The 17,667-nt window shown below is 38.1% G+C and carries 17 protein-coding genes; 7 read left to right on the plus strand and 10 right to left on the minus strand.

Annotated features, from left to right (window positions below):
- Positions 1-355: 355 nt before the first annotated feature.
- Together NLF99_RS05680 and NLF99_RS05685 are read left to right on the plus strand one after the other, a co-directional pair.
- On the plus strand, positions 356-1,288 hold the full coding sequence (locus tag NLF99_RS05680; RefSeq protein WP_185214413.1) for a HEAT repeat domain-containing protein: 933 nt from the start codon (positions 356-358) through the stop codon (positions 1,286-1,288).
- Between the two features lie 60 nt (positions 1,289-1,348).
- Positions 1,349-1,750 (plus strand): hypothetical protein, encoded by a 402-nt coding sequence (locus tag NLF99_RS05685; RefSeq protein WP_185214414.1) that lies wholly within the window; start codon positions 1,349-1,351, stop codon positions 1,748-1,750.
- A gap of 68 nt (positions 1,751-1,818) precedes the next feature.
- Here the strand turns inward: NLF99_RS05685 and NLF99_RS05690 are convergent, their stop codons facing one another.
- The 3 genes from NLF99_RS05690 to NLF99_RS05700 form a co-directional block, all read right to left on the minus strand.
- On the minus strand, positions 1,819-2,346 hold the full coding sequence (locus NLF99_RS05690; protein ID WP_254527090.1) for a DinB family protein: 528 nt from the start codon (positions 2,344-2,346) through the stop codon (positions 1,819-1,821).
- A 10-nt stretch (positions 2,347-2,356) separates the two neighbouring features.
- Positions 2,357-2,695 carry a hypothetical protein gene (locus NLF99_RS05695; protein ID WP_254527092.1) on the minus strand — a complete coding sequence of 113 codons (339 nt, stop codon included), beginning with the start codon at positions 2,693-2,695 and terminating at the stop codon, positions 2,357-2,359.
- A gap of 641 nt (positions 2,696-3,336) precedes the next feature.
- Positions 3,337-4,083: a head GIN domain-containing protein gene (locus NLF99_RS05700; RefSeq protein WP_254527094.1), complete on the minus strand. Its 747-nt coding sequence runs from the start codon at positions 4,081-4,083 to the stop codon at positions 3,337-3,339.
- A 179-nt stretch (positions 4,084-4,262) separates the two neighbouring features.
- Between NLF99_RS05700 and NLF99_RS05705 the strand changes: the two genes are divergently transcribed.
- From NLF99_RS05705 to NLF99_RS05720, 4 genes are all read left to right on the plus strand, one after another.
- Positions 4,263-4,823 (plus strand): Crp/Fnr family transcriptional regulator, encoded by a 561-nt coding sequence (locus NLF99_RS05705; RefSeq protein WP_185214417.1) that lies wholly within the window; start codon positions 4,263-4,265, stop codon positions 4,821-4,823.
- A 179-nt stretch (positions 4,824-5,002) separates the two neighbouring features.
- Positions 5,003-6,394, plus strand: a complete 1,392-nt coding sequence (locus NLF99_RS05710; protein ID WP_254527100.1) for a TolC family protein — start codon at positions 5,003-5,005, stop codon at positions 6,392-6,394.
- A 2-nt stretch (positions 6,395-6,396) separates the two neighbouring features.
- On the plus strand, positions 6,397-7,362 hold the full coding sequence (locus NLF99_RS05715; protein WP_185214418.1) for an HlyD family secretion protein: 966 nt from the start codon (positions 6,397-6,399) through the stop codon (positions 7,360-7,362).
- Between the two features lie 5 nt (positions 7,363-7,367).
- Positions 7,368-8,558: an ABC transporter permease gene (locus NLF99_RS05720; RefSeq protein ID WP_254527101.1), complete on the plus strand. Its 1,191-nt coding sequence runs from the start codon at positions 7,368-7,370 to the stop codon at positions 8,556-8,558.
- Between the two features lie 238 nt (positions 8,559-8,796).
- On the opposite strand, the gene NLF99_RS05725 is transcribed toward NLF99_RS05720, so the two are convergent.
- The 5 genes from NLF99_RS05725 to NLF99_RS05745 form a co-directional block, all read right to left on the minus strand.
- On the minus strand, positions 8,797-9,423 hold the full coding sequence (locus tag NLF99_RS05725) for a hypothetical protein (protein WP_185214420.1): 627 nt from the start codon (positions 9,421-9,423) through the stop codon (positions 8,797-8,799).
- A gap of 45 nt (positions 9,424-9,468) precedes the next feature.
- Positions 9,469-10,587: a lipid-A-disaccharide synthase gene (gene lpxB, locus NLF99_RS05730; protein ID WP_254527102.1), complete on the minus strand. Its 1,119-nt coding sequence runs from the start codon at positions 10,585-10,587 to the stop codon at positions 9,469-9,471.
- Between the two features lie 129 nt (positions 10,588-10,716).
- The gene (locus tag NLF99_RS05735; RefSeq protein ID WP_254527103.1) at positions 10,717-11,919 is read right to left on the minus strand and encodes a porin; all 1,203 of its coding nucleotides are present in this window, start codon (positions 11,917-11,919) and stop codon (positions 10,717-10,719) included.
- A 1-nt stretch (position 11,920) separates the two neighbouring features.
- Positions 11,921-12,994: an agmatine/peptidylarginine deiminase gene (locus NLF99_RS05740; RefSeq protein WP_185214423.1), complete on the minus strand. Its 1,074-nt coding sequence runs from the start codon at positions 12,992-12,994 to the stop codon at positions 11,921-11,923.
- A 73-nt stretch (positions 12,995-13,067) separates the two neighbouring features.
- Positions 13,068-13,943, minus strand: a complete 876-nt coding sequence (locus tag NLF99_RS05745) for a carbon-nitrogen hydrolase (RefSeq protein ID WP_185216259.1) — start codon at positions 13,941-13,943, stop codon at positions 13,068-13,070.
- Positions 13,944-14,052: 109 nt separating this feature from the next.
- Between NLF99_RS05745 and dinB the strand changes: the two genes are divergently transcribed.
- Positions 14,053-15,120: a DNA polymerase IV gene (dinB, locus tag NLF99_RS05750; protein WP_254527104.1), complete on the plus strand. Its 1,068-nt coding sequence runs from the start codon at positions 14,053-14,055 to the stop codon at positions 15,118-15,120.
- On the opposite strand, the gene NLF99_RS05755 is transcribed toward dinB, so the two are convergent.
- The gene (locus tag NLF99_RS05755; protein ID WP_254527105.1) at positions 15,112-16,503 is read right to left on the minus strand and encodes an exonuclease domain-containing protein; all 1,392 of its coding nucleotides are present in this window, start codon (positions 16,501-16,503) and stop codon (positions 15,112-15,114) included. The genes dinB and NLF99_RS05755 overlap by 9 nt on opposite strands.
- Before the next feature lie 70 nt (positions 16,504-16,573).
- Positions 16,574-17,578: an aspartate--ammonia ligase gene (gene asnA, locus NLF99_RS05760; RefSeq protein ID WP_185214427.1), complete on the minus strand. Its 1,005-nt coding sequence runs from the start codon at positions 17,576-17,578 to the stop codon at positions 16,574-16,576.
- Between the last annotated feature and the right edge of the window lie 89 nt (positions 17,579-17,667).

The following is a 17,667-nucleotide window of genomic DNA, read 5'->3' on the forward strand; positions in this document are numbered from 1 at the left end:
GGGACATACTTTTTTGGGGACTAGATGTAATTTTGATTAATCACAAACGAGGAATTAACTAACATGAAAAATGCAGGCTAATTCCGCTATTAATACGCCAACTAACTATTAATAACAAATATTAAAGAATATGTATCTAGGTTATTACCTTCAATTTTATCTGTTATATGTACAGGCAAAATTATGGAGTTATCCTTCCTTAACAAGGTTAACAATTGTAATCTTCGTATCCATAATCTTAGTTCTGATTATTAATCAATTGAGAAACCTGTTTTTCGAGGCAAAATATAATCAGGATGATCAAACATTTAGACCCTTTAAAGAGAGACTGGAGAGTTCTATCAATGATATCCTCATGAATAGAAATAATCTCTCGGAACAGAATGTCTTAAATGAATTTGAATCGATCTATAATATAAAAGGATCCAGAAGAGGCTTAAAGTTCCTATCCAAGTTATTGATCCAAGCCAACCTAAAATCTAAAATTGGAAAGGTCGCTTTTAATGATAATAACTATAATATCATTTTGAACACCTACGGACTCATTAATTTCTGGGAATTAGAACTTGTATCCAATAATCTGAATAGAATTTTTAAGGCAAAAAAGAATCTGGATGACCTGAAGAGCAATTATCAGCAACAGATCCTTCATATTTCAGCGCATAACCTCCCGAACAGGTTAAATAATAAAGGGCCGCAAAAGATTTCGAAAACTGAGAATCACGAACCCTATAAATTCTTGGACGAAAGTTTTATCAATGAATTTAATCCGCTGGATGAAATTCTCGTTCACCAATTTTTAATGGTGAAAGCTGATGCAGGCCGTTTACCGCTCTTGAGCAGATGGGTGAGGAACTCGACGAATACAGCTTTCAGGATTTTTATGATTAAAGAAATTTCATTTTTTAATCAACGTGGCTGTGGAGCTATATTAGCCAGTTTGCTGCATAATGAACCCTGTAATGATATCCGCTTGGCCATTATTGAAACATTGATCTGTTTAAAGCACAAACAGAGTGAATCACATATCATCGCCTGTTACCATTCCAGCAACAAAAAGGTGAAAAAAGCCATTATTAGGGCCGTTACTGAGTTTAAAACAAAATTTGGACTGGAGTTCCTGAATGAAATTTTCTTTGAATCCAAAGACAGTGCGCTAAAGGAAGAGTTAATCCAAGCCATGAAAATCATTAGAAATCACCGTGATACCGAAACTCAGGAAAAAACAACAACGGACACATTCTTTGAAGAAGCTCTAACGAAACAAATAAACTACCAAATAGGGTAAATCACCATATTAATAACAAACCGAATAACTATCAAATTAATTAACACTATCTATTCTATTATGATTGACAACGTTCCAACTATCAAAAAGGAGTATATGAACCCAGACACGGAGAATAAGATTCTGGCAGCACTTACTCAATGGGAAGCACAGGAATCATATTTAAATCCTTCTTGTTCTATAACCACTGCGTCCAAGGAGATAGGATGTAATTCTAAATATCTTTCCTTCGTAGTAAATAAAAACAAGAAAATTGATTTCCCAAATTATGTAAATAATTTAAGACTGGATTTCTTGAACAATTATTTAAGAACAGTGGAAGAGGCTAGAAATTTTAAATTAACGTATTTAGCTGCACTCTCAGGCTTCTCATCCTATGGAAAATTTGCTAAGAGCATTAAAGATCGAACTGGATTCAATCCAACCCAGTTTATCGTTTTCTTTGATGAAAAGATCGCTTAATTAGCAAAAGTTAATCCTAAAGTCAAGATCATTGGCTTTAGGATTTCCTTTATGAGTATGGCTTATGCCTATGCAGTGTGGTCCATATGATGTAATAAATTCAGGGTGACCAATAGTTGTCCATAATGTCTTTGTGCATGCTCTGCAGCATGGAACAGGAGACCGATTTGCGTTGTAGGTATCTTTTTTCTACCCAAGAACCGTTCTTCGGTTAGGCTGTCCGGATTGATGCGCTTTAATGCCGCTATAAAAACTTCAACAGTCCTTTCCAAATTACCCTTTAAGTCTTCCAAACATAGGTTGTCATTTCGTTGCCCCTCTTGACTGAGAGAATCAAATTGCTCTTCATTTAAGGATTCCCCCCGCGAATAGGTCATCAATCGATCTATTACTCCGGCTATATGCTGTAAATGAAATGCAATTGATGCCATGCCATATGGCTTGATCCATAATTGTTTTTCATATTTGTCTGAGTTAATTTTTTGGATATCTTCATTGACCTGCAATATGGCATGTGCGACAGGTTGAAGCAAAGCTGGAACTTGAGGGATTGGACCTCGCATCCATACTTCTGGTTGTTTTTCTTCTGCGTCCATCTTAATTAAATTAGTTTTGACTGATTGATTTATCACCAAAAGTGACCATTACCATGCCCACAATGATGATCAATGACCCCAATATCTGCATCCAACTTAATGATTGCTTGAACCATAACGCCATGGCCAATTGCACGGTTAAAAAGGTTCCGCCTGAACAAAGAGCTATTACTATAGGCTGTGGAACGGTTTTGAATAATTGGACCAAAAACCAGGAAGCAGAAAGTAGGATGATGTTCCCACCGATCAATGCCATCCACTGATATTTCGGTTGAATACCTCCATATTTGAAAATAATACTTGAACTGATCTGGCAGAGCCAAAATCCAATAAAGAAGAGAGCTTTCATAAGGGTAATTTTACAACCTGAATTTAGAATATATTTTATGAAAATTAAAGCTTAGGATAGAATAGAAACTCAATTTTTTAAATCTGGGAAAAGGGGCTAAGGTAGGGCTACATTATTTCTATGGCTCCCGTATCGGTGGAAAGGATACAGGAGCTCAATAGAAATAGTAGTAAAGAGATTATGGAGATTCTTTGTGGACTTTATCTAAAGTCAAATAATGCCTATCAATAATTATTTAGAATGATTATAAATAACACTACAAACTTTACCCTTTCTCAGGACAGTTCAAAATAATTTTATAACGTAAAAGGAAAAATTAGGGACGCTATCCGAAAAAAAACAATCAGCCAAAAGAGCAATCTTGATTCTGCAGGATCAGTGAGGAATCTGTATGGTTCTGCCCCTCATGACCTTGTCATTCTCAATCGAAGATTGAGGACCTGTACGCTATTGCCATCCGTAATTGATTATGTCTGTAAAATTCTGAGACACTTCCATTCTCAGGACGGCAGTAAGGGAGTAAAATGATAACTTTCCTATAGAAAGGAAACAGTTCGTTCGCTCTGCTAGCAAAGACATGGATTTAAACAAAAAAGGAGCTAAGTTTTAATTTAGCTCCTTTGATTCATTCTTAAAATACTTTATAGCTGGCTAACCGAACCACCTGATGAATGATTGACTGATTTAGACTTTGGATTACCAGAATATTCGACTTTTGCACCAGATGAAACATTTGCGTTTAATTCATTCGATACATTGATTTTCAATCCGGCACCTGAACTACCATTAACCGTTAAATTTGTGGTTTTCAAGTTCTGTAAAAATGCTTTACCATTTGAGGACATATTTACAGTGGTCTGTTTGGCCAAACCAGATAAGGTCAATTCTCCAGAACTGGAAGCATTGATTGCCAATTTCTCGGTCTTTAATTCCCCTGACATTTTACCGGCAGAACTTAGGTTTATTTCCGATGAGGTAGCTTCAACCTTTCCAGTTTTCAATTTTCCCGCAGAGGAAAGGTCTGCATTGAAATTATTGACACTTATTGGATCTAAAATCTCTAATGATCCTGATGAACTGATTGCTATCGAATTAATGGTAGAGTTGCTGTACACAGTAACTTTCAATGAATTAGCATTTCTGATATTACTGCCTCTTTTTACCTGGATCTTTAAATTGCCACCCTTGACCTCAGTTACAATTTTATTTAATAGATCTTGTCTTGAAACATCGACTACCACTTCATTTTTAGAGGACTTGATAAACTTAGCTTGAATACCTGAAGCAACCGAAATCCCTGAAATATTACCGATTTTTCTAGTTTCATGATGCTGCGCATGCGCCATTGTAATAAAGGCTAACATGATGACTGTTAGTGTAATTTTCATTTTTTATAATTGATTAGTTTAAAGCTGCAATATCCAACAGCTTTCTAGCCATAAATGTAATTAATTTTTTATAAAATATCTTTTTGAATGGACCCCTTTAACCAAAAAAATAATGCATAATTCATTTGTTTAGGCCAATTAAAAACAATATTTTCAATGTTTATCAGCAGAAATTTCCGATGACCCTATTAAAATATTTTAAGGAACTTTACCATATCAATGATGAGCTCGAACAATTCTTTGATTCTATTATTGAAATCAAGGAATATGCTAAAGGGGATGTAATCTTTGAGCCTGATACTTACTTAAGATATATTTATTTTATCGAATCTGGATTTACCAGGATTTACTATTATAAAAACAAAAGAGAAATAACACATTATTTCTTTGGTCCAAATACCTTTGGAACCGGTATTGAAAGTGTCTTTTATAAAAAGCCATCTCTTTTTGGCTTTCAGGCATTGGCTCCTTCCAAGGTCTGTTTGATTCCGTTTGCTGCAATTGAAGAACTTTCTAATACAGATATTACTGTCAATAAGATTATTCAGAAAGTCCTTTTAGACTCCCTGATAAACTTTTCCAATAGGTTTTACAAAACGCAGTTTGAAACTGCGCATGAGCGTTATAATGCGCTGATTGAGGAAAATCCGGAGTTATTCCAAAATGCGTCTTTAGGTCACATCGCATCATACCTTGGCATTTCCCAACAGACACTATCGGTAATACGAGGGATCAAATAGTAATTTTTCTATATAAGCCTGCAGCTAATTTTATCTTCCTTACTCAATAAGATCATTTTAATGGTATTTATTATGGATTGAATTTTAGATTAATGTTCTTTTTTAAGATATCTGAAATTTATTCATCTAAAACACTTGCATCTTTGTCTTGTTAAAAGATTAAGTCAAACTGATTCAAAATGGATTTTAAAATTAATAAAACCTTATCAAGCTTAGCTTTCGTGTTGCTTACAACCATGACTGCTTATGGGCAAGAGGGGCTGGAAGCTTTCAAAGCACCTGTTGAGAAGGCGGTTAATTATAATAAATCACTGATCAATGCCAACCTTGAAAATCAAAAGGTAGCATTGGACCGTGAAAACGTAAAAGGAAAGTTGTTGCCAACCGTTTCTGCAAACGCAATGTATGGTTATCTGAACAGCAACATAGATGTGGATCTTCCTTCTAAAACCTTGCCTTTGCTAGGTACCAGCATTTTTGATGGTTCTCAACGCATGAACTTATCTACTCAAATTGGAATGGCTGGTGTAACAGCTACTCAGGTAATTTTCAGTGGTCTACAGATCACAAACGGACAAAAGGCATTGGAACAGAAGTTTAAAGCACAACAATTGATGACTGAAGCTGGTTATGATGAATTGGCTCAAGAAGTGTTGCACAGTTTTGACCAATTAATGCTACTGAAAGAAGTCGACCTGTTGATTATCGACTCTGAAAAAAGATTGAATAAGGAGCATGTCAAAGTGGTGAAAGGAATTGAAAACGGCTTTGCAATCCCATATGATCGCGATAAGATTAAATTGGCGATGTTGGAATTGGAAAGTAAAAAAGCAGAGGTGCAAAGTAATAGGGAGCTCCTGTACTTCAAGCTACAGGAACTGACAGGGATGGATATCAATGAGTTGGAAGCTGTTAATTACCAACTTCAAGAAATCAATCTGGAAATGGAATCGGCTAAACAGATGAACAGAAAGGAGCTTCAAGCACTGGAAGCCTCCCAGAAAGCCTATGAATTTGTGTTGAAAAAAGAAAAAGGCGCAAAGCTTCCGCAGGTATTTGCATTTGGAAATGTCTCCTATTTCAATGCTTTTGGTACAAATGCTACCCTGAAAGATCTACCTCATTTGGGTGATTTAAAATTAGAGGCCAATCATTTAAGGATGGCACCCAATTTTGCTTTGGGGGTAGGGGTCAAATGGACCATATTTGAAGGAAAGGCCCATAAAACTGCCATAGATAAGGCTAGATTGGATATTCAGATCAATGAAAACAAACTTGCTGACACCAAGGAGAAGCTATCCCTATTGCAGCGAAAAACTGAAGTAGATTATAATTTGGCCATGAAAAAAATAAGCGTAAGCAACCAACAGGTTGAAATTGCCAAGAACAATCTACACTTAGCTTCTAGACAGTTTGAAGAAGGCTTGGCGGATGTGACAGAAAGGTTGGAAGCAGAAAATGAATTTTACAAACAGTCATTGGGCTTTTACAACCAAGTCTTAAATCAGCGCTTGGCAGCATCGGAGTTATTAAAAGCAAACGGAAACTTATACCAAACCATCACTAGATAATCATGAAAAACATTATATACACAATAGCAGGCATTATTCTTTTACAAAGTTGTTCTGGGGACAATGCTAAAAAGGAACCAAAATTAGAAGGAAAAATTGAGCGTGATCAGATCGCGGTGACCACAAAAATCCCGGGAAAGATCCAGAAGATTTTAGTGGAGGTAGGAGAGTCCGTCCACAAAGGGGATACCTTGATCGTACTGGAGTTACCTGAAGTAGATGCGAAATCAATTCAAGCTGAAGGGGCATTAGCTGCCGCTCAGGCTCAATACGAAATGGCTGTGAAGGGTGCAACTGATGGACAGTTGAAGCAACTGCATGCCAAGGTAGATGGCCTCAAGGAACAATTTGATTTTGCTCAGAAATCCCTGGACCGCATGAACAACCTCCTCAAGGATTCATTGATCGCCCAACAGAAATATGATGAAGTCTATGCAAAATATCAAGGTGCAAAGAATCAATACCTTGCTGCTCAGGCTGAATTAGCAGATGTACAACATGGTGCCCGTATAGAGCAACAAAGAATGGCCTTAGGTCAGAAAGAGCGTGCCCTAGGTGCTGTGGACGAAGTGAAAGTTGCCGGCAAGGAAAGGTATATTCTAGCACCTCAGGATATGACTGTAGAAAACATCAATTTGCAGGTAGGTGAACTTGCCTTAGCAGGATACAGCTTGGTTTCGGGATACATCAATGATGCCACTTTTTTTAGGGTAACCATTCCTGAAAGCAAAGTGAAAGACTTTACAAAAGGACAAGAGAAAATCCTGACCGTTCCATATTTGGACAATAAGGAAATCAAGGCAAAAGTGGAAACCATAAAACCATTGAGTTCTTATGCAAATATCTCCACGGCATACCCTGATTTTGAAGAACAGGAGACCTTGTTTGAAATCCATTTAAAACCAGTGGACAAACAGGAATCTAAGGATCTATTAACTAAAGCGACTTTCTTAGTCAAACAAAACTAATTAGCATGAAGAATTTTTGGAGTTTAATAATAAGAGAATTCAAGCTTTTCTTTCAGAATAAAGTATTGCTTGTGCTTTTCCTTGGTGCTCCTGTGCTATATGGTGTTTTGGTTGGCGGAGTATATAAGAAGGGTAAAGTGACAAACTTACCCATCATAGTGGTGGATGAAGACAGAAGCCCATTGAGTAGACAGTTGATCGATATGTTTGAGGAAAATGAAGTCATTTATGTGGCAAAGGTTCTCAACGATCCTTTCAAGGCTAAAGATGAAGCCATGAAAACGGAATCAACCGTAGTCGTTCAGATCCCTCGTAATTTTTCGTCCGACATTAATTATAATCGAAGTACGGAACTGACCTTGTTTGTCAATGCCTCCAACACCTTGACTTCCAATTACGCCATGATGGCCGTGAATGTTGCTGCATCAACCTTAAAAGCAGGTATACAGATCAAAGCACAGCAGAAGAAAGGTGTACCTGAATTTGTTGCCAGCAAACAGTTTGAACCCTTTAAGATTACCATGATCAAGCAAAATATCCGCAGTGGTAACTACCTGTATTTTATGTTGCCGGGAGTGCTGTTAACGGTTTTGCAACAGGTCATGATGCTTGGACTGGCATTGAGTTTTGCCTCAGAATTTGAAAAAGGCACGTTCAACGAATTGGTCAACAGATCTAAAAACGTATTTGTACTGATCCTGGTGAAAATTTTGCCTTACATCTTAATGTCCTTCCTGATCTTTGGACTGTACTATGCTTATTCGATTTGGTATAGGATGCCATTAGAACTCGATGGCTGGACTTTCTTTGGTTCAACCATGTTATTCCTCTTGGCAGTAAGCTTCATCGGTGTGCTGGTCAGTATTGCTATTCCAAGTCAGTTGAAGGCTACCGAGATCCTGATGGTCATTGCGACCCCAAGTTTTATCTTGAGTGGTTTTACATGGCCATTGAGCCAAATGCCTGATTGGGTGGTAGGCATTGCGAAAATGATTCCATTGACCCATTATTTACAGATTTTCCGTACCTTAATGATCGAAAAAGGTACATCTGCTTATCTGCATGGCCCGATTTTAGGATTAGCCATTATTGCAGTAGTTACCTTTATAGCTTCAATAATTCTCTTGCAGTTGAAGATCAATAAGGCTAAAAAAGAAAATAAAACAAAAGAAAATACGCAACATGCAATAGGGTAGAGCCCATTCAATTTTTTTCTTTTAAGAATAACAACTGATAAAATTGTATAGCTCCTTCTGACCTTATTCGAGACACATTCCGAAATTTCCGAATATGTCTCGAATAAGGTCAAAACATGGTTCGAATAATTTGAACTCAATATCAAAAATAAAGGGTAATAAAAAACGATCAGATGCTTACACCTGATCGTTTTTTTTATGCTCCGAAAATAGCGCGGACTAACATTTTATTCTGTTATTATTCCTTTGCTTTTATTTCCACTGATCCTTCTCTACCAGGAGAACCAGAGTAAATCTGTCCTTGCGGCATTCCTCTTAACCCAGGGTAGGACATAGAGATACGGCTGTATATCTGGCCAATCTCACTTGTTGGATTAACCCTAAGACCACCTTCCTTAATGTCAACAAATAGGTAGTTGTTTCCTTTTTTATCCTTGGTTTGTGGATTGACTCCTGTTGGATCATAGGTGATACTCACTTTTCCACCGTTGCCATTTGGGAATGTCTTGGTACCGTTGAAAGCATCTAGACCTCTAGCAATTATGAATAGGGATCCCAATTTTTTAAAATTGACGTCCATATCAATATTGGTTGCATTGTTCTTGCTGTCTTGCCCGGTAATCACCACATTTTTACCGATTTCAGCATATCCAATTTCGAGTTTTACATCCTTTTTGGCATAGAACTCTATTTTGGATTTATCTTTCATGATCAAGGTATCTATTTTCAAGATCATGGAAGAGTCTCCTCTGCTGAAAACTTTTTTGTCTTTTTTTCCAAGCTCTAGGCGTGGAATATGTTGAACTTCTTGCGCATATGTAAAGAAGCTTCCTAAAATAAACGCTAAACTTAATATGTATTTCATTTCATTATCCTCCTGTATATTAGGACAATATTATTGGAAAAAAGTTTAATTTTCAGCCTTCATATATTCCACTATCAATTTAGCGGTTTTTTCGGAGGCACCTGGAGTTCCCATTTTCTCCATAAGGACATCATAATTTTCTAATACACTGGCCCGATGCTCAGGGTTAGATATCAATAAACCAAGTTCATCCGAAATATTAGACGTGGTACAATCTTTCTGGATCAATTCGATTACGGAAAGATAATCGTTGATCAGATTTACCAATGAGATAAACCGAACTTTAATGACCTGTCTAGCAATCATGACCGAGATAGGATTTGCTTTATAAACGACTACCTGGGGCACCCTTAGGAGTGCGGTTTCCAATGTCGCTGTACCACTGGTCACCACTGCTGCCTCAGCATGCTTTAGAAGGTCATAGGTTTGATCAAATATGACTGGGATAGGATAATCGCCAATATACCTTTGGTAGAGGCTCAGGTCAATGTTAGGGGCTCCGGCGATGACCAATTGATGCGCAGGAAAACGATTGTACAAATCTACCATTTCAGGAAGAAGATGCTCGATTTCCATTTTTCTGCTTCCCGGCAATAAGGCAATGATCGGACTTTTGTCCAAGCCATTTTTTTCTCGGAAATCAGGTTGGAACTTATAGGCAGAAATTGCATCCAATAAGGGATTGCCTACATAGTCCACATCATATCTGAATTCTTTATAGAACTTGACCTCAAAAGGAAGGATACAGAACATATGGTCCACTACTTTTTTGATCTTGTAAACGCGTTTCTGATTCCAGGCCCAAATTTTAGGCGAAATATAATAGTTTACGGGAATTCCGAGCTTCTTGGCGAATTCCGCTATTTTCATATTGAAGCCAGGGAAATCAATCAAGATCAGGCAATCAGGTTTGACCTTTTGTATATCTTCCTTTACTTTTTTAAGGTTCCTGGAAATGCTACGAAGGTTCATTAAAACCTCCACGAAACCCATAAATGCCATTTCAGAGGTATGGATCAGGACAGGGACTTCAGCAGCCTCTTGCATCTGATCGCCACCAACAATATGGAATTCAGCTTCGGGGTCTTCTTTTTTTAATGCTTTGATCAGGTTTGCACCATGCAGATCGCCTGATGTTTCACCGGCTATTAAGTAATATTTCATTGCAACAATTAATCTTTAAAGATAAGGATTCTTATAACCATGATGCAATAAAAGGGGAAAATCCATAGGATTAAATGACAAAGGCCGCAAAATTACTTGCAGCCTTTGGATATGAGGTGTTGGAAAGTATTAGATTCCCAATTCAACTTGGAACATGGCGCCCCAAGAGCTTTTGTCATTACTGTTGTTGAAATGGCCATCTTTGAAGGTATAATTACCATTCAATTGGAATTTCAAGCGGTGGGCTTTCATATATTTGGTAAGGCCTAACTCCACCACTTCGGTTTGTCTTTCAAATGCCTTGATTTCACTATCCGGCTGAACTAAGGTGTATCTACCAGCTATTTCATAGCCATGGTTCATAAGATAGGACATTTGTTGGTTTATACCCCATCCTTTATACGCGACAGTTTCCTGTGGCTTTTCTTCATCTGTGATGTTAAATGGATTATCTACATCACGACGCATGTATTCAGCTTGGTATGCAAAACCACTGTATTTAAACATCGCATCTGCAAATGTGGTTTTGAAAGTAAAAGGATTTTGTACGAACCTACCTAACTGACCACCTTCTCTTTTGGTTCTATCGTTATAACTGTATCCAGCACCAATAGATACTTTTGGTGTTTCTTCTCGTTCTAAGTCACCTTCTTGGTAATCATTTTCATTGGTAAATTTACCCAAAGGTAGGAATTCAACACGACCGGTATATGCTAAACCTGGATCGGTTGAAGCTGCAGCACGACCTTCACCTGTTGAGATAGCGGCTTTTGCGTTGAATGGCATATTCCCGATTTTCTTACTCAAATTCAGGGAAATACCAAAGTCACGGTCTAAGGTAAAGTTGTCATTTACCAAGGAACGATCGGCGAACTGCAATTGCCCTGAGGAATTTACACGTTGGCGGTTACCCGGTAATTTATTCTGTCCAAAAGAAATATAGAAATCATCTGAAAAGTTATAGAACATCACCGCGTCCCTTACGATATTTGCTACCTTGGTATCATCGTAATCTTGGTCACTGCGGGTAAAGGCCAATTGTACCGAATAGGAAATCTTTGGGGTATAGATGTATCCATCCATACGCATACGCAGTCTTCTGATCCTGGCATCGAATTTACCATCGTCAATATCATTCAGTTCCTGTTTGAAACCTAATCGGTTTTGCATTCTAAAACGAAAGTTGATATAGAACAAAGAGTCATTCGATTTATACTGAATACCTTTGAAATTCAATATCGTTGCACGGTCATCTCTTTCTTGAGCCTGAGCCATACATAGGCCTAAAAAGATGAATGCTGAGGTTAATAAGAGCTGTTTTAGGTTTTTCATATTATATTGAAGGTTCTTGTTGACTTAAACAGTGAAAACTTCCCAATCCCCAAATAATATCTACAGAATCGATTCCGATTACTTTTCTATCAGGGAAGACACTTTGAATAATTTCTAAGGCTTTTTGATCATTTTTATCATTAAAAACAGGTACAATAACCACTTTGTTTGCAATGTAAAAGTTTGCGTATGAAGCAGGTAGCCTTTGCTCATCGTATTCTACCGGTCTTGGCATCGGCAACTCAATTACATTTAGAGAGCGACCATCCAAAAGCTTCATGCCTTTTAAGTTGTCTAGGTTCTCCTGTAATAAAGCATAGTTTTCGTCCGATTTATCCTCCTCAACGACCGTTAGAACGGTGTCCTCTGAAACAAATCTCGTAATATCGTCGATATGCCCATCCGTATCATCGCCAACAATTCCGTCACCTAACCAAAGGACTTGGTCTTGGCCATAGTAATCCTTCAAATAAGTTTCAATTTGCTCTTTATTGAGATGCGGGTTCCTGTTTTCGTTCAATAGGCAAGCGGTAGTGGTCAAGATAGTTCCTTTACCATTAAATTCTACAGATCCACCTTCCATAACGATTGGCGGAGTAAATAGTTTAAGGTTGAATTCTTTTGCGATCCTTGTAGGAACTACATCATCTAGGTCAAATGGTGGGTATTTTCCGCCCCAAGCATTGTATCCCCAATCTACGATAGCTTTTTCGCCAGTTTCGCGATTGATTACAAAGGCAGGGCCATGGTCACGGCACCAGGCATCATTGGTCGGGTTGAAATAGAAACTGATGTTTTCCATTTTAGCACCCGATTTTTCAATATGGCCGAGAGCAAATGCTTTCATTTCTTCATCAGCAACATTGATGCGGACAAGTTGATCCTCGGCAACCAGTTTAATAAACTGGCAATATGGTTCGTAAATGGTTTCTATTTTTCCTGGCCAAGATTCTTCCTTATGTGGCCAACTTAACCAAAGTGCATCCTGTTTTTCCCATTCTGCAGGAAAAACAAAGCCTTGAGCTTTGGGAGTATCTTGAAATGAATATAAATCTGAATTGATATGCGCTGTCATAATAAAGTAGCGTAAAAAAACTATGTTTCGTGGTACAAAACATAGTTCTTATTATATTTTAAATTAAAGCTTATTAATCTTCGTCAATAAACCTTTTGGTAATTGGGCTATAGGTTTCAATACGTCTATCACGTAGGAAAGGCCAGTGTTTGCGGAAATAATCGGATTGATTTAAATCGATTTCCACTACTTCCACTTCTTCTTTATCATGGGAGGCTAAGTACAATAATTTACCCTGTGCATTGGCAGCAAAACTACCGCCCCAGAATTTCATGGCACCATCTTGTTCAAAGCCAACGCGGTTTACCGATACTACCGGTACTCCATTTGCAACTGCATGGGAGCGTTGGATAGTTTGCCAAGCATTGTATTGGTCTTGATTGGTTTCCTCGTCTTGATCAGTCGCCCATCCGATAGCAGTAGGGTAGAACATGATTTCAGCACCCATAAGGGCAGTGATCCTAGAAGCTTCAGGGTACCATTGATCCCAACAGATCAATACACCAATCTTACCAAATTTTGTATTGAATACTTTATAACCTAGATCACCTGGGGTGAAATAGAATTTTTCGTAGAATGCGGGATCATCAGGGATATGCATCTTGCGGTATTTACCCAGGTAAGAACCGTCTGCATCTAAGATAGCTGTGGTATTATGATATAATCCTTGCGCTCTTTTTTCGAATAGAGAAGCAATAATTACTACTCCTAACTCTTTAGCCACTGCAGAAAGGGCATCTGTAGAAGGTCCAGGGATTGCTTCTGCTAAATCAAAATTATCGTAATCTTCCACATCGCAGAAATACAAAGAAGTAAATAACTCTTGTAAACATACAATTTGTGCACCTTTGGCAGCAGCTTCACGAACTTTCTCAATAGCTTTGTTTAGGTTCGTTTGTTTGTCTTTTACACAAGACATTTGAACCATACCAACTTTTACTTTACTCATTTTTTAATAATATATTGGACTTAGCGCAAAGATACTATAATTTCATGGCTTAAAGTCAAATTTGGGCTTTGGATATGTAGTATTAATACCATTTTTTTACTTTTGGATAATGCGAAAGATCATTCATATCGACATGGATGCGTTTTATGCTTCTGTGGAACAGCGCGATTTCCCTGAATTTAGAGGAAAGCCCCTTGCTGTCGGCGGTTCGCCAGATGGCAGGGGAGTTGTGGCCACTGCAAGCTATGAAGCCCGGAAATTTGGTGTGAAATCAGCAATGTCTTCCCGTATGGCTTTGCAACTGTGCCCACATTTACTTTTAACCTATCCGAGATTTGATGTCTATAAGGAGGTTTCTAATCATATACGTTCCATATTCAGCCGATATACGGACTTGATCGAGCCTTTGTCCTTAGATGAGGCCTATTTGGATGTAACAGAAGATAAGCAGGGGATAGGTTCAGCAATTGAAATAGCGAAGCAAATTAAAGATGCCATTTCTGAAGAACTGGGTTTAACCGCCTCTGCTGGGGTTTCGGTCAATAAGTTTGTGGCTAAAATCGCCTCCGATTTCCAGAAACCTGATGGCTTGACTTTTATTGGGCCTTCGAAGATCGTTTCATTTCTGGAAAAATTGCCTATCGAGAAGTTCTTTGGAGTCGGAAAAGTAACGGCCAAAAAGATGAACCAAATGGGGATATTCAATGGACATGACCTGAAGAGGTTTTCGGAAATAGAGATGATCCAGCATTTCGGAAAGTCGGGAAAGTTCTTCTATCAAATTGTCCGTGGGGAGGATAACCGCCCTGTTAAACCCAATAGGATCAGTAAGTCCATCGGGGTGGAAGATACTTTTGAGACGGACCTAAGGGAACGGGAGGATATGGTGGAAGAGATAAAAAGGATTTCAAGCAAATTATTCAAGCGCCTCAAAAAAGCAGAGAAGTTTGGTAAGACCATTACCTTAAAGGTGAAGTTCGGAGATTTTACGCAGATTACAAGAAGCCGGACCTTTTTCACGCCCATGGAACAGCTCGTGGATATCGAGAATCAAGCCCTGGACCTTTTGAATAAACTGGATCTGCAAGAAAGTCGGGTCAGATTACTGGGAGTTACGATTTCGAATTTTCATGATTTAGAAGCTGTGGAAGAGGGATATCAATTGACTCTATTCTAGAGAAGGAACACCTTTTAATTGCAGGACTTTGTTGGGATATAATGTTGCATAGCTTTCTGCCAAGTGGTTCATGTAAAAGTTATTGATCACCAAATCATCTTGACTGACAATGTTGTCTATATCCATGTTTTCATCATCATTCTCAACGAATCCAATAGCATATACCTTATTGTCCTTATAATATACATAGCTTTTCTCGTTCATGTTCCTTCCTTTGTCCAATATCACAAAACTACGTTTTTGGTCGGTCAAGGACTCAATAGCTTGGGTTACCTTGAGATTGTACTCCTCCAATTCGGGTAATGTTTTGTTCGAGGGGACATCCTTAGATTCCTTCGGTACATTTGGATTGGAAAAAAATGAGCATAAACGAAGATCAAGTTCGAATTCCTGGACCAATTTGAGTAAAAGCTGTGTTGATTCATGAACGCTATTGAAATAGTAGATGGGTTTTACATTTTTGCGAACCTGGCAAATGGAAAGCCTGATATATCCATTTTGATCTTCATAGTCCAATAGACCGTATTTGGGTTCAAACTTCTTTAGAGCTCGGTTGTAGATCGGCCAGTTCTTCTTGATCAGGTGGCACTCCAATAGAAATGCCATTAATTCAGTTCCAGTTTCCTGGAATTCAATATAGCAGATTTCATTGATAAAGCTTTGTCTCCTTTGTCCTGTATTATTTCCCGTAAAATGGGAAATCACCCTTTTCTTAATATTGTTTGCTTTACCGACATAGATGATCTTGGAACTGGAATTCTTAAAGATATATACTCCGGTACTCATGGGAAGGTTATTGACCTGCTCTGAAGAAATATGGGTCGGGATTCGCTGCTCCTTAGCCTTATGTTTGATGGAATTTTCAATAATTTGATGGCTATCGGCTTCCTGAAGTTGCTGGAATAGGGTAACCGTAGCTTCGGCATCTCCCTTCGCACGGTGCCTATCCTGTATGTCAATGCCTAAGGATTGGCAAAGACGCCCAAGACTATATGAATTAAGGTTTGGAAAGATCTTTTTTGATAACCTGACAGTACAGAGCCTGGATGTTTTCCAGTCGTAACCTGAATTCTTCAGTGAAGATTGGATGAAGGAATAATCGAAATGTACGTTATGGGCAACAAAAATCTTGTTCTCCAAGAGATTAAAGACCATTTCTGCCACATCAGCAAAAACAGGGGAGTCCTTGACCATTTCATCTGTAATGCCCGTAAGGGCTTGGATATGGAATGGAATAGGTTGTTCAGGATTGATTAAGGTGCTATATTCGTTTATTACCCGATCGCCATCATATATGAAAATAGCTATTTCAGTAATTTGACTGGCAGAGGCATAACCACCAGTGGTTTCGATATCGACTATAGCAAAGTGTGAAGACTCCATTAAACAAAAATAATACTAATAATTTTATTTACTAAAATTATTAGTATTATTTTCGATTAATCTTTAAAGATTATAGTAATTCAACTCCTTGGTCTAGGAGTTCTTCTTTTTTCTTTGGATCCCAGATACTTACTTGAACCTCTCCAATATGTTTTAATTTCAACATAAACATACAGATTCTGGATTGACCGATACCACCACCAATGGATTCTGGCAATAGATCGTTCAATAACATCTGGTGGAAGGTCAATTTTTGACGGTCTAGGCTGTTTCTGATTTCCAATTGGGTCATCAGTGCTTTTTTATCGACACGGATTCCCATAGATGATAGTTCAAAGGCAGAACCAAGGATAGGGTTCCATACCAAGATATCACCGTTTAATCCTCTGTATCCAAGGCTATTGTCTGTGCTCCAATCATCATAATCCGCTGCACGGCCATCATGGGCAAGCCCGTTGGAAAGAGCGCCTCCGATACCATATAGGAATACGGCCCCATATTCTTTTGAGATAGCGTTTTCACGCTCTTTAGGAGATAGGTGCGGATAAGCTAATAACAATTCTTCGGAAGAAATGAACTTGATTTCTTTTGGAAGGATAGTCTCAACGTGTGGATATTTTTCGGCAACTGCTTGTTCGGTAGAATAGATTACACCGTAGATCTTTTCTACAGTTTCTTTCAGGAAATCAAGATTACGGTCATCATAGCGGATGCATTTTTCCCAATCCCATTGATCCACATATATAGAATGGATCGGGGAGTAATCTTCATCGGGGCGTAATGCTCGCATATCAGTTAGGATACCTTCTCCAGGTTCCATTTCCAATTCTTTCAATCTGATTCTTTTCCATTTTGCCAATGAGTGCACTACAACGGCTCTTTGGTCTGATAATGATTTGATCGGAAAAGACACAGGTCTCTCGATTCCATTTAAATCATCGTTAATTCCTGTCCCATCCAAAACCACTATTGGTGAAGAAACAGGTGTGAGGTTTAATACTTCCTTCAATCGAGATGCAAATGTTTCCTTAACAAACGTGATCGCTTGCTCTCTTTTTAAAATATGACGTCCCATTAAAAATTTTACAATATAAACATAGTTTAGTAAGACATCTGTCCACTAATTTTCATAATCGAAACAAAAATAACAAAATGTTAATGATT

The sequence above is a fragment of the Sphingobacterium sp. LZ11T8 genome, assembly GCF_024261425.1.
GTDB lineage: Bacteria > Bacteroidota > Bacteroidia > Sphingobacteriales > Sphingobacteriaceae > Sphingobacterium.